The sequence below is a fragment of the Bradyrhizobium sp. Kon69 genome (genome assembly GCF_055807515.1).
Map to the genome: position 1 here is coordinate 133,787 of NZ_JBVVOS010000003.1, position 23,912 is coordinate 157,698.

Genomic DNA, 23,912 nt, shown 5'->3' on the forward strand with positions numbered 1-23,912 from the left:
GCAAGCGGCCGGGAGGTTGTAGTCCGGTATTTTCTTCTTTGGGTATCAGAAGTGATAGTTCACGCCTGCGCGCACAACGCTGGCGCTATAGCCGTTTGACACGCCTGTAATCGCGAACTGACTCGTCGACAGATCGATGTAGAGATATTCGAGCTTGGCGCTCCAGTTCGGCGCGAATCCAACTTCCGCGCCGGCACCGATGGTCCAGCCGGCGCTGGTGTGCGACTCCGTCCAGCCGAACGTCTGCGCGCGCAGCTCGCCGAAGGCGAGGCCCGCCGTGCCGTAGAACAGCACGTTGCTGAAGGCATAGCCGGCGCGGCCGCGCAGGGTGCCGAACCACGGGTTGGAGAACTTCCACGGCGCGAAGGTGTCGTCGGCACCGGCGGCCTGGATGTCGCCCTCGACGCCGAACACCCATGGGCCGGTCTGGAAATTGTAGCCGGCCTGAACGCCGCCGACGAAGCCTGACGGCTTTGCGGGATTGTTGTTCACCGAACCCCATTCATAGCCGAGATTGGCACCGAGATACGGGCCGGCCCAGCTATAGGCATTGAGCGGCTGATTGACCGTATAGGGCGCACGCTGCCCGTAATTGAGATCGGCGGCCTCTGCCGAAGCCGTCCAGCCGACTGCAGCCAACGCGGCTGCGCCCACAACGAGCCCCTTCATCACACACTCCAACGCAACTGCCGCCACCGGTGCGATGCCTGCGCCGCCGCGCGAGGCAAAACCGCATGGTTACGGAACCACCACTATTTCGCGTAAGATTTATCGAGAGTTTTAAGTTAAAGGCCTGTTAAGTCGGGTTACCGGGCTGTTAACAGGCTTAAGCAAGCGTTACCGGGAACTGCGCCGCCATCCTGTGCGTGCCGCACGGCCGGAACTTCAAATCGGCACCCGCAGCGCCTAAATTCGCACCATGGTTCACGATTCCACCGACAATCCGGACGACGCACGCGCGCGCAAACCCGTGCGCGGCAACGCGCCCGACGTCCCGCCCCGGGAGACGGAAGCGGCGCCGCCCGACCTCGATCCCGCCACAGCAAACGGGGACGACGAGGACGACGCACGGCTGCCGGACATCCTGGAAGAGAGCGGCACGGTCGGCGAAGAGCCGCTGGCGACCGGCCACGAGGCGATCGAACGCGCGGTCCGCCTCGCCCCGACCTCGCCGGGCGTCTACCGCATGCTCAATGGGAATGCCGATGTGCTCTATGTCGGCAAGGCCAAGAACGTCAAAAAGCGCCTGTCGAACTATGCGCGCCAGAGCGCGCCGCAGCCGGCGCGCATCCTGCGCATGATCGCCGCCACCGTGACCGTGGAAATCATCTCGACCCACACCGAGACCGAAGCGCTGCTGCTGGAGGCCAACCTCATCAAGCAGCTTCGGCCGCGCTTCAACGTGCAGCTGCGCGACGACAAGTCGTTTCCCTATATCCTGATCACGGGCGACCATTGGGCGCCGCAGATCTTGAAGCATCGCGGCGCGCAGACGCGGCCCGGTCGCTATTTCGGTCCGTTCGCCTCGGCCGGCGCCGTCAACCGCACCATCACCGCACTTCAGCGCGCGTTCCTGATCCGCTCCTGCACGGATTCCTTCTTCGAGAGCCGCTCGCGGCCCTGCCTGCTTTATCAGATCCGCCGTTGCGCCGGCCCCTGCACCCGCGAGATCGACTTCCCCGGCTACACGACCCTGGTGCGCGAGGCGAGCGACTTCCTGTCCGGCAGGAGCCATGCGGTGAAACAGGAGCTTGCCGCCGAGATGGAGAAGGCCTCCGGCGAACTCGAATTCGAGAGCGCCGCGCTCTACCGCGACCGCCTCGCTGCGTTGTCCGCGATCCAGTCGCAGCAGGGCATCAATCCGCGCACGGTGGAAGAAGCCGACGTGTTCGCCATCCACCAGGAGGGCGGCTTCTCATGTGTCGAGGTGTTCTTCTTCCGCACCGGGCAGAACTGGGGCAACCGCGCCTATTTCCCGCGCGCGGAGAAGACGTATACGCCGGAAGAGGTGCTCGGCTCCTTCCTGGCCCAGTTCTATGACGACAAGCCGCCGCCGAGGAACATCCTGCTCTCGCACGAGATCGAAGAGAGTGAGCTGCTCGGCAACGCGCTGTCGATCAAGGCCGGCCGCAAGGTCGAAGTGTCCACGCCGAAGCGCGGCGAGAAAAAGGAGCTCGTCACCCACGCGCTCACCAACGCGCGCGAGGCCCTGGGCCGCAAGCTCGCGGACACCGCGACGCAGAGCCGTCTGCTGGACGCCATGGCCACGACCCTGAACCTGACGCATGCGCCGAAGCGGATCGAAGTGTACGACAACAGCCACATCCAGGGCACCAACGCAGTCGGCGCCATGATCGTCGCCGGCCCAGACGGTTTTGTGAAGAACCAGTACCGCAAGTTCAACATCAAGTCGGAAGGGATCACGCCGGGCGACGACTTCGCCATGATGCGCGAAGTGCTGGAGCGCCGCTTCAAGCGCCTGATCAACCCGCCCGAAGAGGGCGCGGCCAAAACCAAGGACGACGACTTCCCGCAATGGCCCGATCTCGTGATCATCGACGGCGGCCGCGGCCAGCTCAACGCGGTCCGGGAAATCTTTGCAAATCTCGGCCTGACCCAGGTGGCGCTGATGTCGGTGGCCAAGGGGCCGGACCGGGATGCCGGCCGCGAGACCCTGTTCATGCCGGAGCGCGAGGCGATCAAGCTGGAGCCGCGCGACCCCGTGCTCTATTTCATCCAGCGCCTGCGGGATGAGGCGCACCGCTTCGTCATCGGTTCGCACCGCAAGCTGCGCAAGAAGGACATCCGCGAGGCCGGCTTGCAGGAGATTCCGGGCATCGGCCCGTCACGCAAACGTGCCTTGCTGCATCATTTCGGAACCCTGAAGGAGATCGAACGGGCCTCGATCACCGATCTCGGCAAGGTTCCGGGGGTGAGCGCCGAGAGCGCGCGCAGGATTTTCGAGTATTTCCACCCTCAGCCGGGATGAAATAAAAGGGGGCCGCGGTCATATGGTCGTCGCATCCCGCACCCCATTTGGGAGCGGAACGGTTGACCTTCAGGCTGCAGCGGTATTGGTAGGACGAATGAACATCGCCACGACACGAGGGACCACCAGCCGCGCGATGTCCCTCCCGAACATCCTGACCTATGGCCGGATCGCCGCGATCCCGGTCGTGGTCGGGTGCATCTACGCACAGTCGATCATGGACGGTCCGCTGTGGCTGCGCTGGGTTGCGGTCGCCATTTTCATCGCAGCTGCGGTCACTGATTACCTCGACGGCTATTACGCGCGAATCTGGAATCAGCAATCGGCGTTCGGCCGCATGCTCGATCCGATCGCCGACAAGCTTCTGGTCGCCTCGTGCCTGCTGATGCTGGCCGCCGACGGTATCATTCACGGCTGGTCGCTGTGGGCCGCCATCGTGATCCTGTGCCGCGAGATCCTGGTCTCGGGCCTGCGCGAATATCTTGCCGCGCTGCGCGTCAGCGTGCCCGTGACCAAGCTTGCGAAGTGGAAGACGACGGTTCAGCTCATCGCCATCGGCTTCCTGCTGGCCGGTCCCGCCGGCGATGAGGTGGTGCCCATGGTCTCGATGACCGGGCTGGCGCTGCTCTGGGCCTCGGCGATCCTCACCATGTACACCGGCTACGACTATTTCGGCGCCGGCATCCATCACCTCATCAAGGAGGATGAGGGATGAAGGTGAAGTACTTCGCCTGGGTGCGCGAGCGCGTCGGCAAGGCCGAGGAGACCATCGAGCCGCCCGCGACCGTGCGCACCGTGGAGGAGCTGATCGCCTGGCTGTCCGGCCAAAGCGAAGCCTACGCCTATGCGTTCGAGAAGCCGAAGGTGATCCGCGCTGCGATCGACCATGCCCACGTCAAGTCCGACGCCGCGATCGCGGGCGCGCGCGAGATCGCGTTCTTCCCGCCGATGACCGGCGGCTAGACCATGCCCGCCACCACCTGTCCCGTCACCATTCGTATCCAGCAAGACGATTTCGACCTCGCGCGCGAGATCGCGGTGCTGACCGGGAACCGCACCGACATCGGTGCGGTCGTGAGCTTTTCCGGCATTTGCCGCGGCGACGAGGACAGCGCGAAGATCGCCGCGCTCTCGCTCGAGCATTATCCTGGGATGGCGGAGGAAGAGATCAGGCGCCATGCCGACGAGGCCACCTCGCGCTGGCCGCTCAATGGCGTCACGGTGATCCATCGCGTCGGCCGTTTCATGCCCGGCCAGAACATCGTGCTGGTGCTGACCGCCTCGCAGCACCGCCAGGCAGCGTTCCAGGCAGCCGAGTTCCTGATGGATTATCTGAAGACCAACGCGCCGTTCTGGAAGAAGGAAGAGAGCGCCACCGGCACCGGGTGGGTCGAGGCCCAGGCCCGCGACGATGAAGCCGCCGCACGCTGGACCCGATCCTGATGGCAACGACATCCAAAAAGACCGTGCGCGGCCGCGCCGCGCCAAAGCTCGCGAAAGTGGGCCGCGGCGAGCTTCTCACGCTGATCGATTTCGTCCGCTATGCGGTGAGCCGCTTCAATGAGGCCAAGCTCGCCTTTGCCCATGGCACACCCGATCCGGTCGCGGAAGCGGCCTTCCTGGTCTGTGAAGCCCTGCATCTGCATCCCGAGCAGTTCGAGATTTTTGCCAACGCGCGCGTCACGGCCGTCGAGGGCAGGACCATCATCGATCTCATCCACCAGCGCGTCACCACGCGCAAACCGGCCGCTTATCTCGTCAACAAGATCTACATGCGCGGCCTGCCGTTCTATGTCGACGAGCGCGTCATCGTTCCCCGCTCGTTCATCGGCGAGCTCCTGGAGTCGCATTTCGGCGGCGACGGCGAAGCCGGCTCGCTGATCGACGACCCCGGCGCGGTCGAACGCGTGCTCGATCTCTGCACGGGGTCGGGATGCCTCGCGATCCTCGCGGCGCATCATTTTCCGAATGCCACGATCGACGCCGTCGATATCTCCAAGGGCGCGATCGACGTCGCCAGACGGAATGTCGGCGAATACGGGCTCGATGACCGGATCAGCCTGCATCGCGGCGACCTGTTCGCCCCGCTCGGTGACGCCAAATACGACCTGATCATCACCAACCCGCCTTATGTCGACGCCGAAGGCATGGCGGCGCTGCCGCCGGAGTGCCGGGCCGAGCCGATGCTCGCCTTTGACGGCGGCGCCGACGGTCTCGAAGTGGTGCGCCGGATCCTGCGCGACGCGCCCGGCCATTTGACGCCGGATGGCGGGCTGATCTGCGAGATCGGCCGCGGCCGCGAACTCGTCGACGAGGCCTTTCCCGAACTGCCGCTGCTCTGGCTCGACACCGAGGACTCCGAGGGCGAAGTGTTCTGGATCGCGGCAGCCGATCTCGGCTGATCGATCACGGCGGGCAGACCTCGTCGGAACAAGTCAAATACCGCCACGTTCATCCCCCGACGAATTTTTCTCGCACTCGGAGGATCACCGCATGCTTGCGCCATCGGGCGAATTGCTGCGCGCCGGCGTCGCGCTCAAGCTCAACCATCTCAAGCGCGCCGCCCAATCTTATGCCCGTGACCGGAGCAATCAAGCCACGGGGCGCATGACGTCTTACGCGACCGCGGCCGGACTGCTCGCCGTTGCGGGCTTGTTCGTCGTCGCAGCCTTCTTTGTCGGCCTGATCGCCCTGTACCGCTGGGTTGCAATCCATTACGGGCAATTCTGGGGATTCGGCGCTGCCGGCGGTGTCCTCCTGGTCCTGGCCGCCGCCTGCGCCGGCGTGGCCATGGCTCAGATGAAGCGCAAGACCAAGCCGATCTTGCCGCTCGCCAGCCGCCTACGGGTGGCTATCGCCACCCCGCGCATCCCGCGCGGAACGGTGAAGCAGGCGGTGAAGGAGGTCGCGACCACAATTCCCCTGGCGCCGCTCGCGCCGGGCGAACGAGGACATGAAACAGGACATGAACCAGGATATGGCGGCAGCACGTGGCCGGCTCGGTCCAACCGGCCCGTGCAACTCGGGCTGATGCTCGCGGCCGTTGGGCTGGTCGGGCTGACGGCCGCGCGCCGGCGGCGTCACGGCCACGGAGCGGATACCTGAAAATGCCTCTGCGGCGCGCCGAGCAATTCGACAGCTGGCTGTTAGTGGCAGCCACGACCGTGTTCGTGCTCACCGCGGAACGGTATTTCCAAGATTCTGGCCTGATCCGGCCGGGACCTCCGCAAGACCACCGCAACGGCGAGGCGAATTCGCCGGAAACGAGCCCGACGGGTGCAGCCTTGCAGCCTGGCCGCGGCCGCCGCGCGAAAAGCCCGTTCGCAATCCCGTGGGCAGGCTGGAAGGACATCCTCTGGCGCACCTATCAGCGCATCGACGAGGATCGCCTGCTCGCGACCGCCGGCGGCGTCGTCTTTTTCGGACTGCTCGCGATCTTTCCCGCCATCACGGCTCTGGTTTCATTCTATGGCCTGTTCGCCGATCCCTCGACGATCAGTTCCAACCTGCAATCGCTCGCGATGATGCTGCCCGAGGGCGCGTTCCAGATCGTCGAGGACCAGGTGGCGCGCGTCGTGTCGAACGGCGGCGCGACCCTTGGTTTCACTTTCCTGTTTGGACTCGTGCTCGCGATCTGGAGCGCCAATGCTGGCGTCAAAGCCATCTTCGACGCCCTCAACGTCGCCTATGAGGAGCGTGAAAAGCGCAGCTTCATCCGGCTGAACACCGTCTCGCTCGCCTTCACGGTCGGCGGCATCGTTGCCCTGCTGCTGATGGTGGGCGCCGTCGTCGCCTTCCCGCTCGCGCTCAACCACCTCGGCATGGCGCCCGAAAGCAAGCTGATTGTGGCGCTGGCGCGATGGCCGGTGCTGTTCGTCATTCTCCTTGCGGCGCTCGCCGTCCTCTACCGCTTCGCGCCCAGCCGCGACGCCCCGCGCTGGCAATGGCTAAGCCCCGGCGCGGTAACGGCCGCGATCCTCTGGATCGCCGGCTCGGCGCTGCTGTCCTGGTATCTCTCCGAATTCGCCAATTACAACGCGACCTATGGTTCGCTCGGCGCTGCGATCGGCTTGATGATGTGGATGTGGATGTCCGCCATCGTCATCATGTTCGGAGCCGAGCTGAATTCCGAGATCGAACGGCAGACCCTGCGTGACACGACCACCGGGGCGCCCAGGCCGCTTGGCACCCGCGAGGCCGTCTCGGCCGACACGGTCGGCGCTGCGGCACCATCCTGACTCCGCGACTGGGCTGCTATCCCCTCGAATCAACAATGATGTTAAGGTCATGCCGCTTGGGGGAGCATGCGGCGTGACGGGTTCGAAACGCCACCCGTGTTTTCCCGGTCAGGCAGTCAGCTCTTGAGGCGTAACGCGCGGCATGATTCGGATTTCGACGATCTTCATCGCCATCTGCATGGTTCTGGTCGCCGCCTCGCTCGGGCTCGTGCTCTACGCGGTCGCCGGCATCAGCGGAACTGAATCCGCGATCGTGGCGCTGACGGCGCTGACCTTCCTGATCCTCTACAATGCAGTGTCGATGCGGTTGCGCGACCGCAGCGACGTCGGCGGCCAGATCGCCGATCTTTCGCGCGGCACCGCCGACCTCGCCCGCCAGGTCGCCGAGTTCGGCCGCCGGCTTGCCACGATCGAAGCACGCATCGCCTCTTCCAATTCGGCCAACTCCGACCGCATCCAGTCGGTGGTCGGCGAGATCAACGAGCTCGGCGGATTGGTCAGGCAGCTCGCCACCACCGTGTCGGCCCATGAGGATCTGATGGCCGGCAGCGCGCCGGTGCCGGGCCCCACGCCGGTCGCAAGGCAGGAGCCGGAGGCGCCGCTCGACCTGATGGCCACGCTTGAGGAGGAGCGGCCGGCTCCCCCTCCCCCGGCGCCCGCGCCGCCGCCGTTGCGGCCGGCACCACCGGCGATCCAGACCCAGACCGCCAATCCGGTTCAGACCGCCAACGGCCGCAACCAGACCCAATTGCTGGCGACGCTCCGCAACGCGATCGACGAGAACCGCATCGACATCTTTCTCCAGCCGATGGTGTCGCTACCGCAGCGCAAGGTTCGCTTCTACGAGGCGGTGACGCGCCTGCGCGACGAGCGTGACCAGCTGGTCGCGGCGGAGGAGTTCATCAGCATCGCGGAGGCCTCCGGGCTGATCGGGCGCATCGACAACATGGTGATGCTGCGCTGCGTGCAGGTGCTGCGACGCTTGATGGTACGCAACAAGGAGGTCGGCGTGTTCTGCAACGTCGCGGCTTCCACGCTCGGCAATTCCACGACCTTCGCGCAATACCTCGATTTCCTCGAAGCCAACCGGGCGCTGGCGCCCTCGCTGGTGCTGGAATTCAAGCAATCGACCTTCCGCAATCTCGGTCCGGCCGAGACCGAGAATCTCGCCGCGCTCGCCCAGCGCGGCTTCCGTTTCTCGATCGACCATGTCACCGATTTGCGCATCGAACCGCGCGAGCTCGCCGATCGCGGCGTGCGCTTCATCAAGGTGCCGGCTTCGCTCCTGCTCGACCCCAGGCAGGCTTCGGCCTCGGACATCCACCCTTCCGACCTTTCCGACCTGCTCGGCCGCTTCGGCATCGATCTGATCGCCGAGCGGATCGAGGGCGAGCGCGCCGTGATCGACCTGCTCGACTATGACGTGCGGTTCGGCCAGGGATTCCTGTTCGCGCCGCCCCGGCCATTGCGGCCGGAGGGGTCATCTGCTACCGCCGCGCCGAACCAGGCACAGGACATTCAGGGATCCAATGGCTCCGGCACACCCAGCTCAGGCGCGACGTCGGCTGCGTCTGCGCCACAGCGCGTCACCGGCAACGCCGCGCTCGCGCGCCGCATCTGATCGGCCCCACGCATCATGACCACGCTGCATTTCGCCGAAAGCCTGCGTGAACTCGTGGCGGGCGTGGACGTCGTGCTCAGCGACATCTGGGGCGTGGTCCATAACGGCCTCGAATCCTTCCCCGAAGCCTGCGAGGCGCTGCACACCTATCGCAGCCGCGGCGGTACGGTGATCCTGATCACCAACGCGCCGCGCCCGGCCGACTCCGTGCAGCGGCAATTGCGCAAGCTCGGCGTCGCCGACGAGACCTATGATGCGATCGTGTCTTCAGGCGACCTGACGCGGCTCTATGTCGCCGACCATCCCGGCCGCAAGATGTTCTGGCTCGGCCCCGAGCGCGACAACTCGATCTATCGCGGCCTCGATGCGGTGACCGCGCCGTTGGAGGAGGCGGATTACATCGTCTGCACCGGTCTCTATGACGACGAGACCGAGACGGCGGAAGACTATCGCGGCATGATGCTGAAGGCGCGCGAGCGCAAGCTGACGCTGGTTTGTGCCAATCCCGACATCGTGGTGGAACGCGGCGACCGGCTGATCTATTGCGCCGGCGCGATCGCGGAGCTCTATCGCGAGCTCGGCGGCGAGGTGATCTTCTACGGCAAGCCGCACCGGCCGATTTACGAGCGCGCGATGGCGCTCGCCGGCGAACGCCAGGGCCACCAGATCGACCGCAAAAAGGTGCTGGCGATCGGCGATTCCGTCCGGACCGACCTCACCGGCGCGCGCGAGTTCGGCATCGATTGCCTGTTCGTGACCCGCGGCATCCATGCCGAGGAGTTCGAGGGGCTCGACCAGCTCGACCCGGCTTCGGTGCTGGAATTGTTCGGCCATCCGCCGAAGGCACTGATGCGCGAACTGAAGTGGTAGCGAGTTGATCGTCATTCCCGCTTGATATCGGGCATCGATTCCAGAACGACGAACCCGACGCAGAAAGCCCGGGACAATCGCCCGGGCCTTCCGAATTCAACCGATGACTTCGATCACGCCTTACGCGCTCGCCATGTCCGGGAAGACCGCCTCGATCTTGGTCTTCAGCGTCGCCGCGTTGAACGGCTTGACGATGTAGTTGTTCACGCCGGCCTTCTTGGCCGCGATCACGTTCTCGGTCTTTGATTCGGCCGTGATCATGATGAAGGGCGTGGTGGCGAGGTTCGGATCTGCGCGCACTTCGCGCAGCAGGTCGTAACCCGTCATCGGCTCCATGTTCCAGTCGGAAATCACGAGGCCGTACTTCTTGCCGCGCATCTTGTTCAGCGCTGCCGAACCGTCGCTTGCATCATCGATATTCTCGAAGCCAAGCTGCTTCAGGAGGTTCCTGATGATACGGATCATGGTGCTGTAGTCGTCAACCACCAGAACCGACATCGACAAATCAACCGCCATCTCGACTCCCCCAACGCAAACCCAGGAAATATTACGATCGGACCTGCCGGGCCGGAGCCCCGCGGTTCCACGCTCCAAGGACTAGCACCAAGGCGTTAAACAGCGCGTTAACTGGGAGCGCCCCCGGTGGACTGAAATCGCCTTCGATGCGGCCGCCCCCTCCCGCTTGACTTCATCCGGCCCGTCGCGCCACGGTCCCGGCCGGTCCCGCCGGTTCGAGAATTCCCCTGATGGCTCCGCATTTTACCGTTATCCGCGACACCACGCCGGACTCCGCCATTGCAAGGGGGGCCGTGGTCGCCATGGGCAATTTCGACGGCGTTCATCTCGGTCATCGCGCCGTGATCGCCGCAGCCCTGGAAATGGGCAGGATCCATGGCCGCCCCGCGCTGGCATTGACCTTCGAGCCGCATCCGCGCCGGTTTTTCAGCCCCAACACCCCGCAATTCCGCCTGACGGACGAGCGTGCCAAGCTGCGGCTTCTGGCCGGCACCGGACTTGACGGCGCCGTGGTCATGACTTTCGACAAGTCCCGCGCCGGGACCAGCGCGCAAGACTTCATTCACCATGACCTGATCGGGCGCCTGGGCATCGGCGGGATCGCCGTCGGCTACGACTTCCATTTCGGCAAGGGTCGGGTCGGCTCGCCGAGCCTCCTCGTCAACGAGGCGCCCCGGCTCGGCATCGAGGTCGACGTGCAGCCGCATGTCGATATCGACGAGCGGCCGGTCTCGTCCAGCGCGATCCGGATCGCGCTCGCCGAAGGCCAACTCGACGAGGCCACGGCCATGCTCGGCGCGCCCTGGTTCATCACCGGCGAGGTCATCCACGGCGAGAAGCGCGGCCGCGACCTCGGTTATCCCACCGCCAACATCCGTCTCGATGCCAATTGCGGCCTCAAGCACGGCATCTATGCGGTGCGGGTCGGCCGCGGCGCGGAGCGGCTGGACGGGGTGGCAAGCTTCGGCCGCCGCCCGACGTTTGATAATGGTGCGCCGCTGCTGGAAATCTTCCTGTTCGACTTCAAGGGCGATCTTTACGGACAGACGCTCGACTGCGCCTTTATCGGCTTCATCCGCGAGGAGCTGAAATTCGACGGCCTGGATGCCCTGATCCGCCAGATGGACGATGATTCCGCCCGCGCCCGCGCCATGCTCGCCGCCGCCCCGGACGCGTTTCCGAGGCTTGGCGTCATCGATTGAGGTCGGAAATCGGCGCGCCGAACCTTTTGCGCTTCCCCCGCCCCCCTGCTATGGAGAGCCCATGTTTGCGCGGCGCATCATAGGGATTAGCGGCCCGGCTTCCGCCTGAGCTTTCGGCTCGGCGCAAGACCGGGATGTTGTCGTTTCACCCGCGATTCCGCATCGCCATCCGTTCCCGCGCCCTTCCGAGCCCGTCAGCCTCATGTCCGACAAGCCACAAAAGTCCCAAAAATCCGAAGCCAAAGACTATTCGAAAACCCTGTTCCTGCCGCAGACCGAATTCCCGATGCGCGCCGGCCTGCCGCAGCGCGAGCCGGAGCTGCTGAAATACTGGAACGACATCGGCCTGTACGACAGACTGCGCCAGGAAGCCCAGGGCCGCGCCAAATTCGTGCTGCATGACGGCCCGCCCTATGCCAATGGCAACATCCATATCGGGCACGCGCTGAACAAGATCCTCAAGGACGTCGTGACCAAGAGCCAGCAGATGCTCGGCTTCGACTCCAACTATGTGCCCGGCTGGGACTGCCACGGCCTGCCGATCGAATGGAAGATCGAGGAAGAGAACTACCGCTCCAAGGGCAAGCAGAAGCCCGACTTCCGCGACTCCGCCGCGATGGTGGCGTTCCGGAAAGAGTGCCGCGCCTATGCGACACACTGGATCAACGTGCAGCGCGAGGAATTCAAGCGCCTCGGCATCATCGGCGACTGGGATCATCCCTATCAGACGATGAGCTATCCCGCGGAGGCGCAGATCGCCCGCGAGCTGATGAAGTTCGCCGCCAACGGCACGCTGTATCGCGGCTCCAAGCCGGTGATGTGGAGCGTGGTCGAGAAGACCGCGCTCGCCGAGGCCGAGGTCGAGTACGAGGACTACACCTCCGACATGGTGTGGGTGAAGTTTCCCGTCACGTCCCCGGCACATGGTGTGCTCGCCAACGCTTCGGTCGTGATCTGGACCACCACGCCTTGGACACTGCCCGGCAACCGCGCGATCTCGTTTTCACCGAAGATCGCCTACGGCCTCTACAAGGTGACGGATGCTGCCGCGGACAATTGGGCGAAGACCGGCGATCTCCTGATCCTGGCCGATGCGCTTGCCGCAGAGGTGTTCAAGCAGGCGCGCGTCACGGCCTATGAGAAGCTGCGCGACATTCCCGGCGATACGCTGGACGCCGTGGAGTGCGCCCATCCCTTGCGCGGCCTCGATGGCGGGTACGAGTTCATCGTGCCGCTGCTCGCCGGCGAGCATGTCACCGACGATACCGGCACCGGGTTCGTGCACACCGCGCCGAGCCACGGCCGCGAGGACTTCGACGTCTGGATGGCCAATACCCGCGAGCTCGATGAGCGCGGCATCTCGACCGCGATCCCCTACACTGTCGACGAGAACGGCGCCTATACCGCGCAGGCCCCCGGCTTCGCCGGCAAGCGCGTGCTTAACGACAAGGGCGAGAAGGGCGATGCCAATGAGGCCGTGATCAAGGCGTTGGTCGAGGCCGGCAAGCTGCTCGCGCGCGGCCGCCTCAAGCACCAATACCCGCATTCATGGCGCTCAAAGAAGCCGGTGATCTTCCGCAATACGCCGCAATGGTTCATCGCGATGGACAAGGACGTCAGCGAGAATGGCCATGCCAAGAAGGGTGATACGCTGCGGGCCCGCGCGCTGCATGCGATCTCGGTCACGCAATGGGTGCCGCCGTCGGGTGAGAACCGCATCAACGGCATGATTGCCAATCGCCCCGACTGGGTGATCTCGCGCCAGCGCGCCTGGGGCGTTCCGATCGCCGTGTTCGTGCGCGAGAAGAGCGACGGCTCGGCCGAGATCCTGCAGGACGAGATCGTCAATCAGCGCATCAGCGAAGCCTTCATGGAGGAAGGCGCTGACGCCTGGTACATGGAAGGCGCCCGCGAGCGCTTCCTTGGATCGCGCGCGAAGGAAGACTGGAAGAAGATCGACGACATCTGCGACGTCTGGTTCGATTCCGGCTCCACGCACGCCTTCGTGCTCGAGGATCGCCAGAACTTCCCGCAGCTCGGCAACATCGTCCGCAAGGTCGATGGCGGCGACGACACCGTGATGTACCTGGAAGGCAGCGACCAGCATCGCGGCTGGTTTCACTCCTCGCTGCTGGAGAGCGCGGGCACGCGGGCCCGCGCGCCCTACGACATCGTGCTCACCCACGGCTTCACGCTCGACGAGAACGGCCGCAAGATGTCGAAGTCGATCGGAAACACCGTCGAGCCACAGAAGGTGATCAAGGATTCGGGCGCGGATATCCTGCGCCTGTGGGTCTGCGCAACCGACTATGCCGACGACCAGCGCATCGGCCCGGAGATCCTGAAGAACACCATCGAGACCTATCGCAAGCTGCGCAACACCGTGCGCTGGATGCTGGGAACGCTGGATCACTACAAGCCGGCTGACGCAGTCGCACCCGCCGAGATGCCCGAACTCGAACGGCTGGTGCTGCACGAGCTCGCGGTCCGTGCTGCCGTCGTTCGCAAGGCCTATCAGGAGTTCGACTACAAGACCGTGGTCGCAACCTTGTCCGCCTTCCTGAACAGCGAGCTCTCGGCGTTCTATTTCGACATCCGCAAGGACACGCTGTATTGCGATCCGCCGTCCTCGCCGACGCGCAAGGCGGCGCTGACCACGATCGACCTGTTGTGCAGCTCGATCCTGAAATGGCTGGCGCCGATCCTCAGCTTCACCGCAGAGGAAGCCTGGCGCATGTACAGGCCCGACGCCGAGCCCTCGGTGCACCTGACGCAGTTTCCCGACGACCTCGAAAGCCTGCGCGATGACAAGCTCGCCGCGAAGTGGGAAGCGATCCGCAACGTCCGCCGCGTCGTCACCGGTGCGCTGGAGCTCGAACGCGCCGCCAAGAACATCGGCTCGTCGCTGGAGGCATCACCGGTCATCTATGTCGCCGACCGCGACATGCTTGCGACGCTGTTCGACGCCGACCTCGCCGAGATCTGCATCACCTCGAACTACGAGGTGCGCGAGGGCGAGGCGCCGGCTTCCGCATTCCGTCTCGATGCCGTTCCAGGTGTTGCAGTCGTGGTGGAGAAGGCGGTCGGCACCAAATGCGCCCGCTCCTGGAAGATTTCGCCGGCGGTGGGTGAAGACCCCGAATACCCCGACGTCACCCCGCGCGATGCCCAGGCGCTGCGCGAATGGAAGGCGCTGGGGGTCAGCATCTAGGTCTCACCGTCGTCCAGGCGAAAGCCAGGACCCATTACCACCGCCGCCAATTGCGCCGAAGGCTGATGACCACAAGTCTTTCAAACAACGACCGCCTCAGCGTATGGGTCCTAGCTTTCGCCAGGACGACGACGGGGCGTGTTGTGGCCGACTGCCCATGACCCCGCTCCGCGCCGGCATCCTCGCGGCCCTGGTCACGCTCGTGGCCGACCAGGCCTCAAAGCTCTGGCTGCTGAACGTGTTCGACCTCGCCCGTCGCGGCGCGGTCGAGGTGACCCCGTTCTTCGACCTGGTGCTGGCCTGGAACATCGGCATCAGCTTCGGCTGGCTCCAGAACGACGGTCAGGCGGCGCAAATGGCGCTGATGGCGGTCAAGGTCCTGGCGGTGGTTGCGCTCGCGATCTGGATGGCGCGCTCGCACACCCTGCTGGCAACCATCGCGCTCGGCCTGATCATTGGCGGCGCCATCGGCAATGGGATCGATCGCCTGGCCTATGGCGCGGTGGTCGATTTCGCCCTGTTTCACATCAATATCGGCGGAAATACCTATAATTGGTACGTGTTCAACCTCGCGGACGTGGCCATCGTTGCTGGCGTGGCGGCGCTATTGTATAATTCCTTCCTGGGGGTACCCGCCGCAAAAGCGCCCTGATCCCGGCCGATACGGACCGGCAGGCGGAACCTTGTTTTTGCGAGGGATTATGCCGCGCGAGAGCGGCAAACTGCCACAATTTGGAACAGGTACAGTGATGCGCAGCTCGAAGACCAGCGGTTCGATGGTTGAAGACCCCCGGCAGGGGTTCTGGCGGGCGTTGAAATTGTCCGCTGTCGCGCTCGGCATCGGTCTCGTCATGTCGGCTGGCGCCGCCCGCGCCGGTGACGACGGCGAGGACGACGACGACATGACCTTCGAAGAGAAGCTCATCGACAATCTGATGTCGGGCATCGGCGCCAAGAGCATGGAGAAGAAGGGTATCGAGTACCGCGAGCGGTCGCCGCTGGTGGTGCCGCCCAAGCTTGACCTGCCGCCACCCGCCGGCGTTGAAGCCAAGAACGCACCAAACTGGCCGAAGGACCCTGACGAGAGACGCCGCAAGGAGGCGATCGCGCAGCGGAAGAAGGCCGTCAAGGCCACGGAAAGCTGGCAGGCCGGCCGGGCGTTGTCGCCCGCCGAGATGGAGGTCGGCAGGACAGCCGCACCCGAGCGCACGAGCAATGATCCTATTCAGCCGGGCACCAATGGCAATCCGTCGCTCAGCCCGGCCCAGCTCGGTTTCACCGGCGGCCTGTGGGGCATGATGTCGAACAACAAAGGCGAGGCGGCCAAGCAATTCACGACCGAGCCGCCGCGGCAGTCGCTGGTCGAGCCGCCGCCGGGCTACCAGACGCCGTCGCCGAGCTACGCCTATGGCGCCGGAGAGGACAAGACGAGGCGGACCTATTTCGACATCATGTCCGGCAAGGACAAGGAACAATAGCGCTCCTGTCCCTTTGCGACATCCCGACAGACGCGGTCCTGCGCCGGCGACTCGTGCACGCTGGACGCGGTCTTTGATTGCTGATCAGTAACTTGCGCCCGAGTCGAGTTCTCTGCTTCGTGACGCGAAGCGTTTGCCGCACGGTGTACCATGCCGTGCCTCCGAGCCGGACATCCGGGCTCGGCCTTTCATAAGGATCATGATGTCCTCTTACCGATCGGCTGCCCGCCTCCTTGCCGCGCTGCTTTCGACGAGTGTCCTGACGGCCGGCGCGTCCCTTGCTCAGACCACGGTGACATCGGCTCCGCCCGCCAGCTTCACGCTTGGCAATGGCATGCAGGTCGTGGTGATTCCCGATCATCGCACCCCCGTCGTCACGGAAATGATCTGGTACAAGGTGGGCTCGGCGGACGAGACGCCGGGCAAGTCCGGGCTCGCGCACTTCCTCGAGCACCTGATGTTCAAGGGCACATCGAAGCATCCGGTCGGCGAATTCTCCCAGACCGTGCTCCGCGTCGGCGGCAACGAGAACGCCTCGACCTCGGTGGACTACACCAACTATTACCAGCGGGTACCGAAAGAGCAGCTGCCGAAGATGATGGAGTTCGAGGCCGACCGCATGACCGGCCTGATCCTCAAGGACGAGAACGTGTTGCCCGAGCGCGACGTCGTGCTCGAAGAATACAACATGCGCGTTGCCAACAATCCGGACGCGCGGCTGAACGAGCAGATCATGGCCGCGCTCTATCTCAACCATCCCTACGGCCGGCCGGTGATCGGCTGGCACCAGGAGATCGAGAAGCTCGACCGCGAGGATGCGCTCGCCTTCTACCGCCGCTTCTACGCGCCGAACAACGCGATCCTGGTGATCGCCGGCGACGTCGAGCCCGCCGACATCCGCCCGCTGGTCGAGCGCAATTTCGGCTCCATCCCGGCTCAACCCGCGATCCCGGCGCGCCGCGTCCGCCCTCAGGAGCCGGAGCCCGCGGCGCCGCGCACCGTGACCCTGGCCGATCCGCGCGTCGAGCAACCCGGCTTGCGGCGCTATTACCTGGTCCCCTCGGCGACCACGGCTGCGGCGGGCGAAAGCGCTGCCCTCGACGTGCTGGCGCAGCTGATGGGCAGCGGCAGCAATTCCTATCTCTACCGTGCGCTCGTGGTCGACAAGCCGCTCGCGGTCTCCGCCAGCGCCAGCTATTCGAGCATCTCGCTCGACCCGACCCAGTTCGCGATCTCGGCTTCGCCCAAATCCGGCGTCAGCTTCGCCGAGGTCGAGCAGGTGGTCGACGGCGTCATTGCCGACATCGCGCAGAATCCGATCCGCGCCGAGGATCTCGAGCGGGTCAAGACCCAGCTCATCGCCGAGGCGATCTACGCCCAGGACAACCAAGCGGTGCTGGCGCGCTGGTATGGCGGCGCACTGACAACAGGCCTGTCGATCGAGGACATCCGGAGCTGGCCAGATCGCATCCGCGCGGTCACCGCCGAGCAGGTCCGCACCGTCGCGCAGAAATGGCTCGAGAAGAAGCGCTCGGTGACGGGCTATCTGATCAAGGACACCGGCGCCGCCAAGCGCGAGGAGAAGCGTTCGTGACCTATCCCTTCCTTCGACGTGTCTCATTCTCCCTCGTCACCGGCGCGGCACTCGCGCTTGCGACCGTCTCGCCGTCGCAGGCGGCCGCAAAGATCCAGCATTTGACTTCGCCGGGCGGCATCGAGGCCTGGTTCGTACAGGATGCGACTGTGCCGCTGATCGCGATGGAATATTCCTTTGCCGGCGGCTCGGCACAGGATCCCAAGGACAAGTCGGGCGTCGCCAATCTGGTCGGCGATCTCCTCGACGAAGGCTCCGGCGATCTCGATTCCAAGACCTTCCATGAGCGGCTCGACCGCCGCGCCATCGAGCTCTCCTTCTCCGCTACCCGCGACACGTTCCGCGGCAGCCTGCGCATGCTGCGCGACAACAAGGACGAGGCCTTCGACCTGCTGCGAAGCGCGTTGACCTCGCCGCATTTCGAAACCGCCGATATCGAACGCATTCGCTCGCAGGTGATCTCGGGCCTGCGCCGTGAGACCACCAACCCGACCTCGCTGGCGAGCCGCAAATTCCTGGAGGTCGCTTTCGGCGATCATCCCTACGGCCGACAGTCCAACGGCAACCTCGACAGCGTTCCGACCATCACGGTCGCCGACATGAAGGATTATGTCGGCCGCGTGCTCGCCAAGGACACGCTGAAGATCGCGGTGGTTGGCGATGTGGATCCCGATACGCTCGGCAAGCTGCTCGACCACACTTTTGGTGGCCTGCCCGCCAAGGCCAATCTCGTGCCGGTCTCCGACGTCGAGGCCGCCAAGCCGCCGCAACGCGCGTTCGTGACGCTCGACGTGCCCCAGACCGTGATCACCTTCGGCGGCCCCGGAGTGAAGCGCAGCGATCCGAACTTCATGGCGGCCTATGTCGTCAACCACATCCTCGGCGGCGGCGGGCTGTCCTCGCGGCTTTATCGCGAGGTGCGTGAGAAGCGCGGGCTGGCCTATTCGGTGTTCGAATCGCTGCTCTGGATGGAGCATTCGGCGGTCTTCATCGGCAATACCGGCACCCGCGCCGACCGCGCCGGCGACACCATCGACGCCATCGACAAGGAAGTGCGCCGGATCGCCGAGGAAGGCCCGACGCAGAAGGAGCTCGACGAGGCCAAGTCCTACCTCAAGGGCTCGCAGATGCTGGCGCTCGACACCTCCTCGAAGCTCGCGCAGGCGCTGCTGCAATATCAACAGGACAAGCTGCCGATCGACTATATCGAGAAGCGCAACGCCGTCGTCGATGCGGTCACCATGGACGACGCCAAGGCGGCCGCAAAGCGCCTCTGGGGCCAGGGCCTGCTGACCGTCGTCGTCGGCCGCGCTCCGCAGGCCGCGGCGCAACCGGCAGCCGCACCGGTGACGAAGTCGAACTGACGTCTTCCATACGCTTCCTGAAATGGCCGGGCTCGCCCGGCCATTTGTATTTCGGGCGCCATTGCCGAACTTGGGCGGCCGGGATATGTCCGGGCATCACGAATGGTGCCACCATGCTGCGGATATCCCGCGATCTCGTCATCGACGAGGACGACATCGAGATCGGCTTTGTCCGCGCCTCCGGCCCGGGCGGGCAGAACGTCAACAAGGTCGCGACCTCGGCGCAATTGCGCTTCGACACCCGCAAACTGACGCTGCCGGAGGATGCCGCGCTGCGCCTCGCCCGGCTCGCAGGGCAGCGCATGACCAAGGACGGCGTGATCGTGATCCAAGCCCAGCGCTTCCGCACCCAGGAGCGTAACCGCCAGGACGCCATCGACCGCCTTACGGAAATGCTCGGCGAAGCCATGGTCCGGCCGAAGCCGCGGCGCGCGACAAAGCCGACCTTTGGCTCCAAGCAGCGCCGGCTCGAGGGCAAGAAGCGCCGCAGCGACATCAAGTCGAAGCGCGGGCGCGGTTTCGACGACTAGCAGACACAGCAAAAGAACTCCGGCCGCAGGGCGACCGGAGTTCTGCCGTTTCACTCCATTGGCTAGTAGCGCTTGGGCTAGTAGCGCTTGCCCGTAGCTGCACCGCCCGTCGCGGACTCGTCGGCGGTCCCTTTGTGTGCAGCACTGCCCGTGGTGCCAACCGTGCCCCTGGTGCCCTTCGTCGGCTTCATGCCCGTCGTCTCGCCCGCCGCGCCCGGTTGGGCGCTCATCTCTTCGTCGCCGCTGCCCATTGTGCTGCCTTGCATGGGTTTGCTTTGCACGGTGCCGCTAGGCCTCGCGCCCGACGACGTACCTTGCGCGAGAACCGGTGTGACAATGAGAGCCGAGACGGCGCATGCGATTGCGGAGGTTTTCACCAACTTCATCCATTTCTCCTGGATTTTCGCGATGATCGGTTCGTCGGCTTGATGCGCCGTCCGCCAGAGTCAAACCAGTCCATCGCGTTACGAGATCGAACGGCGCGACCGCGATGCAATCTGGCTCGTGTGGTGATCGTTTAGGGAATTGACGGCGGTTTCGCGAAATTGTCCTCCGCATATGCGGCAGCGCGGAACAACGCACCCCGCGCGCATCTCCGCACGCAGCGAAACAGCCCGCTACTACCACCGCATGTTTTGCCACGCCTAGAATTTGCGCACGCTGAATTGACGTGGATGGGCGGACTTTTGACGATGCGCGCGATCGTGCTGGGATTGTGCACCGCGATGGTGCTGGTGGTGCGGGTGGCCGAGGCGCAGATGCCCTTGCCGGCTGCAAAGCCGCCGGATGGCGCGACACTGTTCAAGCAGCAATGCGCGGTGTGCCACACCACGAACCTGTCGGAACCGGTGCGGCAGGGTCCGCCGCTGGTTAGAATCGTCGGACGGCCCGCCGGCAAGGTCGAAGGCTTTCACTATTCAGAGCCCCTCGCACAAGCAGCCTTCGCCTGGGACGAGACGAAGCTCGACGCCTGGCTGACCAATCCGCAAGCCGTGATTCCCGGCGTGGTCATGGTCTACCGGCAGGCGAAGCCGGAGACGCGCGCCGCCATCATCGCCTTTCTTAAGGAGCAGAACTGAATGGCGAAGCCGGTCCATTCCATGATCCGCGCACTCGACGAGGCGCGCTCGCTCGACTTCTACAAGCGGGCCTTTGGCCTGGAAGTCGCCGACCGTCTGAAGTTCGCAGACTTTGCCCTGATCTATCTGCGTCATCCCTCCTCGCCCTTCGAGTTGGAGCTGACGGTCAATTTCGATCGCAAGGAGCCGTATGCGCTCGGCGACGGTTACGGACATCTCGCCGTGGTGGTGGTGGATCTCGATGCCGAACACGCCCGTTTCGAGCGCGAGAAGCTCGCACCGGGCCCGCTGCGCGACTTCAAGCACGACGGCAAAACGCTGGCGCGCTTCTTCTTCGTGAGTGATCCCGACGGCTACAAGATCGAGGTGATCCAGCGCGGCGGACGTTTCAACTAACCAAATCAAAAATCAAGATCAACGGAGGAATGCCATGAGGGAAGTCGACCGTCGAAGCAAGCACAGCCGCCGCGTCTTTCTCAAGGGCGCCGCGACCGCCGTCCCGGTCGTGGCAGTCGCGACCAGCGTCGCCGTCAGCATCGAGGGCGCATGGGCCGACGAGACAAGCGCGCTTTCGCCCGCGACGATGAAGACGCTGCTGAAGGTCGCGCGCGATATCTATCCGCACGACGTCCTCGGCGACAGCTACTACATCACCGCGATCAAGCCGTGGGACGGCAAGGCGGCGAAGGACGCGTCCGTCAAGTCGCTGATCAGCGACGGCATCACCAGGCTCGATCAGAACGCGCGTGATCGCCACAAGGCGCCCTATGCCGAAGTGCCCTGGGAAGCCGACCGCGTGGTGCTTTTGAAGGAGATCGAGCAGAGCGACTTCTTCCAGAAGGTGCGCGGCGACCTCGTCGTCTCTCTCTACAACCAGAAAGAGGTCTGGCCGCGGTTCGGCTACGAGGGCTCCTCCGCCGAACACGGCGGCTACATCAACCGCGGCTTCGCCGACATCGACTGGCTGCCGAAGGCTTAAGGCTCACCCAACGGTTCAGGAGAACGCATATGGCAAAATTCGATCTGAACGACTCCAGCGTTGTGGTGATCGTCGGCTCCGGTGCCGGCGGCGGCACGCTGGGCAACGAGCTCGCACAGAAGGGCGTCAAGGTCGTCATTCTCGAAGCAGGTCCCCGCATCGAGAATCAGGACTTCGTCAATGACGAGTGGGAGAGTTTCTCGCAGCTCGCCTGGACCGATGCGCGCACCACATCGGGATCATGGCGCGTCGCAAAAGACTTCTCGGGTCTTCCCGCCTGGATCGTCAAGGCGGTCGGCGGCTCGACCACACACTGGGCCGGCGCGTCGCTGCGGTTCGACGAGCACGAGTTCAAGGTGAAGAGCACCTACGGCAACATTCCCGGCGCCAACTTGCTGGACTGGCCGGTCACGCTCGCGGAGATGGAGCCGTGGTACGCCAAGGCCGAGAACAAGATGGGCGTGACCCGCACCAACGGCATTCCCGGACTTCCCGGCAACAATAACTTCAGAGTGATGGAGGCCGGCGCAAAGAAGCTCGGCTACAAGACGGTGCACACCGGCAACATGGCGATCAACAGCCAGCCGCGCGACGGACGCGGCGCCTGTCAGCAGATCGGCTTCTGCTTCCAGGGCTGCAAATCCGGCGCGAAATGGTCGACACTCTACACCGAGATACCCAAGGGCGAGGCGACCGGCAATCTCGAGGTTCGCCCCGCCAGCATGGCGGTCAAGATCGAGCATGACGCAGGCGGCAAGGTCACCGGCGTGGTGTACGCCGACGAGACTGGCGCGATGCAGCGCCAGAAGGCCCGCATCGTTGCTGTGGCCGGCAATTCGATCGAAAGCCCGCGGCTGCTGTTGAACAGCGCATCCACGATGTTCCCCGACGGCCTCGGCAACTCAAGCGGTCAGGTCGGCCGCAATTACATGCGCCACATGACCGGCAGCGTCTATGCCGTGTTCGAGAAGTCGGTGCACATGTATCGCGGCACCACCATGGCCGGCATCATCCGCGACGAGGCCGCCAACAATCCGAAGCGCGGCTTCGTCGGCGGCTACGAGATGGAGACGCTGTCGCTCGGACTGCCCTTCATGGCGGCGTTCCTCAACCCCGGCGCCTGGGGACGCCCGTTCACCGCCGCACTCGACGGCTATCCCAGGATGGCCGGGATGTGGCTGGTCGGCGAGGACATGGCGCAGGAGACCAACCGCATCACGCTCGATCCTGTCGTGAAGGACAAGTTCGGCCAGCCGGTCGCGAGCGTACACTTCGACGATCATCCCAACGATCTCGCGATGCGTGCGCACGCCTACAAGCAGGGTGCGGCGGTCTACGACGCCGTCGGCGCCACCGTGAGCTATCCGACACCGCCCTATCCGAGCACGCACAATCTCGGCACCAACCGGATGAGCGAGAAGCCGCGAGACGGCGTGGTCAACAAGTTCGGCCAGAGCCACGACGTCAAGAACCTGTTCGTCTCCGACGGCAGCCAGTTCACCAGCGGTGCTGCCTGCAATCCGACGCTGACCATCGTTTCGCTGGCGATCCGGCAGGCGGATTACATTGCCGGCGCGATGCAGAAGAAAGAGATCTGACGCCCGACGTCCATCGGCTCGGAATGGAGCACAGCGTTCCCTCCCCGTCATTGCGAGCGACGCGAAGCAATCCAGAAGCCCACCGCGGTGACGGTCTGGATTGCTTCGTCGCAAGAGCTCCTCGCAATGACGGTGGGCTATTCAGCCGCATCAAGAATGGGTGCGACGGCGACCTTGAAATCCCGTACCGGCTCCAAGCTCCGGGAGCGATAGATCAGGCAGGAGCAGCGCAGCAACGAGGCAAAATTGTTGACCTCGCCGTGATGGTCGAGCACCTCGTTGTAGAGCGTTGTCAGGAACTTGCCGACGCTCATGTTCTCCTTGGCCGCGATCTCCTCCAGCGTGTCCCAGAACGCCATTTCCAGACGAATCGAGGTGCAATGCCCACCGATCCGTAAGGAGCGGGTCTGGGATTCGTAGTCGCGTTGGGGCTGATGCGCGAAGAGATGGCACATGGCGTCCTCCCGTCCTGTTGCCGTTTTTCGCGATGCTACACCGCAGCCCGGTACCCCACAATCGGGACGGCAGCCGGAGATCGATCCATCCCGGTTGCGCGATTCTCTCGAACGTCCAATCCCATCAATGCGATAGACAGCCCTTTTCCCCAGCCCGCCACGTTCCTGTTGCCCAACACATGCTTTTG

General features: G+C 64.6%; 24 protein-coding genes. 20 read left to right on the forward strand and 4 right to left on the reverse strand.

The genetic code is table 11. The features are described from left to right. Window positions 1–45 precede the first annotated feature (45 nt). Window positions 46–669 (reverse strand): outer membrane protein, encoded by a 624-nt coding sequence (locus AC0L3U_RS05065; protein WP_456767743.1) that lies wholly within the window; start codon window positions 667–669, stop codon window positions 46–48. 250 nt (window positions 670–919) lie between these two features. Here AC0L3U_RS05065 and uvrC point away from each other — a divergent pair, with 250 nt between their 5' ends. The 9 genes from uvrC (at window position 920) to AC0L3U_RS05110 (ending at window position 9,718) form a co-directional block, all read left to right on the forward strand. Next, a complete protein-coding gene (gene uvrC, locus AC0L3U_RS05070; RefSeq protein WP_473360915.1) occupies window positions 920–2,989 on the forward strand; it encodes an excinuclease ABC subunit UvrC in 2,070 nt (689 codons plus the stop codon). Window positions 2,990–3,086: 97 nt separating this feature from the next. Next, a complete protein-coding gene (pgsA, locus tag AC0L3U_RS05075) occupies window positions 3,087–3,704 on the forward strand; it encodes a CDP-diacylglycerol--glycerol-3-phosphate 3-phosphatidyltransferase (RefSeq protein ID WP_027565390.1) in 618 nt (205 codons plus the stop codon). Continuing rightward, a complete protein-coding gene (moaD, locus tag AC0L3U_RS05080; protein ID WP_007596861.1) occupies window positions 3,701–3,952 on the forward strand; it encodes a molybdopterin converting factor subunit 1 in 252 nt (83 codons plus the stop codon). The genes pgsA and moaD overlap by 4 nt, the downstream gene beginning before the upstream one ends. 3 nt (window positions 3,953–3,955) lie before the next feature. Further along, window positions 3,956–4,432 carry a molybdenum cofactor biosynthesis protein MoaE gene (locus AC0L3U_RS05085; RefSeq protein ID WP_473360916.1) on the forward strand — a complete coding sequence of 159 codons (477 nt, stop codon included), beginning with the start codon at window positions 3,956–3,958 and terminating at the stop codon, window positions 4,430–4,432. Next, a complete protein-coding gene (prmB, locus tag AC0L3U_RS05090; RefSeq protein ID WP_473360917.1) occupies window positions 4,432–5,391 on the forward strand; it encodes a 50S ribosomal protein L3 N(5)-glutamine methyltransferase in 960 nt (319 codons plus the stop codon). Before AC0L3U_RS05085 ends, prmB begins: the two co-directional genes overlap by 1 nt. Before the next feature lie 91 nt (window positions 5,392–5,482). Further along, window positions 5,483–6,094 (forward strand): phage holin family protein, encoded by a 612-nt coding sequence (locus tag AC0L3U_RS05095; protein ID WP_473360918.1) that lies wholly within the window; start codon window positions 5,483–5,485, stop codon window positions 6,092–6,094. Between the two features lie 2 nt (window positions 6,095–6,096). Continuing rightward, window positions 6,097–7,227, forward strand: coding sequence for a YihY/virulence factor BrkB family protein (locus AC0L3U_RS05100; RefSeq protein ID WP_473360919.1), 1,131 nt, complete (start codon window positions 6,097–6,099; stop codon window positions 7,225–7,227). A gap of 142 nt (window positions 7,228–7,369) precedes the next feature. After that, complete coding sequence (locus AC0L3U_RS05105; protein ID WP_473360920.1) at window positions 7,370–8,848, forward strand: EAL domain-containing protein; 1,479 nt, start codon at window positions 7,370–7,372, stop codon at window positions 8,846–8,848. A 15-nt stretch (window positions 8,849–8,863) separates the two neighbouring features. Further along, entirely contained in the window at window positions 8,864–9,718 is an 855-nt protein-coding gene (locus AC0L3U_RS05110) for a TIGR01459 family HAD-type hydrolase (protein WP_018453486.1), read from the forward strand. Window positions 9,719–9,838: 120 nt separating this feature from the next. Here the strand turns inward: AC0L3U_RS05110 and AC0L3U_RS05115 are convergent, their stop codons facing one another. Beyond that, on the reverse strand, window positions 9,839–10,234 hold the full coding sequence (locus AC0L3U_RS05115; RefSeq protein ID WP_007596883.1) for a response regulator: 396 nt from the start codon (window positions 10,232–10,234) through the stop codon (window positions 9,839–9,841). A gap of 230 nt (window positions 10,235–10,464) precedes the next feature. Between AC0L3U_RS05115 and AC0L3U_RS05120 the strand changes: the two genes are divergently transcribed. The 7 genes from AC0L3U_RS05120 to arfB all read left to right on the forward strand — a co-directional run bounded on the left by AC0L3U_RS05120 (window position 10,465) and on the right by arfB (window position 19,613). Beyond that, complete coding sequence (locus AC0L3U_RS05120; RefSeq protein ID WP_473360921.1) at window positions 10,465–11,436, forward strand: bifunctional riboflavin kinase/FAD synthetase; 972 nt, start codon at window positions 10,465–10,467, stop codon at window positions 11,434–11,436. Window positions 11,437–11,638: 202 nt separating this feature from the next. Further along, window positions 11,639–14,647 carry an isoleucine--tRNA ligase gene (gene ileS, locus AC0L3U_RS05125; protein ID WP_473360922.1) on the forward strand — a complete coding sequence of 1,003 codons (3,009 nt, stop codon included), beginning with the start codon at window positions 11,639–11,641 and terminating at the stop codon, window positions 14,645–14,647. Window positions 14,648–14,804: 157 nt separating this feature from the next. After that, a complete protein-coding gene (gene lspA, locus AC0L3U_RS05130; RefSeq protein WP_473360923.1) occupies window positions 14,805–15,299 on the forward strand; it encodes a signal peptidase II in 495 nt (164 codons plus the stop codon). A gap of 97 nt (window positions 15,300–15,396) precedes the next feature. After that, a complete protein-coding gene (locus tag AC0L3U_RS05135; protein WP_456767733.1) occupies window positions 15,397–16,125 on the forward strand; it encodes a hypothetical protein in 729 nt (242 codons plus the stop codon). A gap of 199 nt (window positions 16,126–16,324) precedes the next feature. Next, window positions 16,325–17,719, forward strand: a complete 1,395-nt coding sequence (locus tag AC0L3U_RS05140; protein ID WP_473360924.1) for a M16 family metallopeptidase — start codon at window positions 16,325–16,327, stop codon at window positions 17,717–17,719. After that, window positions 17,716–19,083: a M16 family metallopeptidase gene (locus AC0L3U_RS05145; protein ID WP_473360925.1), complete on the forward strand. Its 1,368-nt coding sequence runs from the start codon at window positions 17,716–17,718 to the stop codon at window positions 19,081–19,083. The genes AC0L3U_RS05140 and AC0L3U_RS05145 overlap by 4 nt, the downstream gene beginning before the upstream one ends. A gap of 113 nt (window positions 19,084–19,196) precedes the next feature. Then, window positions 19,197–19,613, forward strand: coding sequence for an alternative ribosome rescue aminoacyl-tRNA hydrolase ArfB (gene arfB / locus AC0L3U_RS05150; protein ID WP_473360926.1), 417 nt, complete (start codon window positions 19,197–19,199; stop codon window positions 19,611–19,613). Between the two features lie 77 nt (window positions 19,614–19,690). On the opposite strand, the gene AC0L3U_RS05155 is transcribed toward arfB, so the two are convergent. Beyond that, the gene (locus tag AC0L3U_RS05155) at window positions 19,691–19,999 is read right to left on the reverse strand and encodes a hypothetical protein (RefSeq protein WP_473360927.1); all 309 of its coding nucleotides are present in this window, start codon (window positions 19,997–19,999) and stop codon (window positions 19,691–19,693) included. 306 nt (window positions 20,000–20,305) lie between these two features. Here AC0L3U_RS05155 and AC0L3U_RS05160 point away from each other — a divergent pair, with 306 nt between their 5' ends. From AC0L3U_RS05160 to AC0L3U_RS05175, 4 genes are read left to right on the forward strand one after another with little or no spacing between them, the layout of a single operon-like run. Continuing rightward, a complete protein-coding gene (locus AC0L3U_RS05160) occupies window positions 20,306–20,692 on the forward strand; it encodes a c-type cytochrome (RefSeq protein ID WP_473361104.1) in 387 nt (128 codons plus the stop codon). Beyond that, the gene (locus AC0L3U_RS05165; RefSeq protein ID WP_473360928.1) at window positions 20,693–21,088 is read left to right on the forward strand and encodes a VOC family protein; all 396 of its coding nucleotides are present in this window, start codon (window positions 20,693–20,695) and stop codon (window positions 21,086–21,088) included. A 34-nt stretch (window positions 21,089–21,122) separates the two neighbouring features. Continuing rightward, the gene (locus AC0L3U_RS05170; protein ID WP_473360929.1) at window positions 21,123–21,671 is read left to right on the forward strand and encodes a gluconate 2-dehydrogenase subunit 3 family protein; all 549 of its coding nucleotides are present in this window, start codon (window positions 21,123–21,125) and stop codon (window positions 21,669–21,671) included. 29 nt (window positions 21,672–21,700) lie between these two features. Then, entirely contained in the window at window positions 21,701–23,269 is a 1,569-nt protein-coding gene (locus AC0L3U_RS05175) for a GMC family oxidoreductase (protein WP_473360930.1), read from the forward strand. A 137-nt stretch (window positions 23,270–23,406) separates the two neighbouring features. Here AC0L3U_RS05175 and AC0L3U_RS05180 read toward each other — a convergent pair whose 3' ends face one another. Beyond that, complete coding sequence (locus tag AC0L3U_RS05180; RefSeq protein WP_473360931.1) at window positions 23,407–23,724, reverse strand: ribbon-helix-helix domain-containing protein; 318 nt, start codon at window positions 23,722–23,724, stop codon at window positions 23,407–23,409. Window positions 23,725–23,912 lie beyond the last annotated feature (188 nt).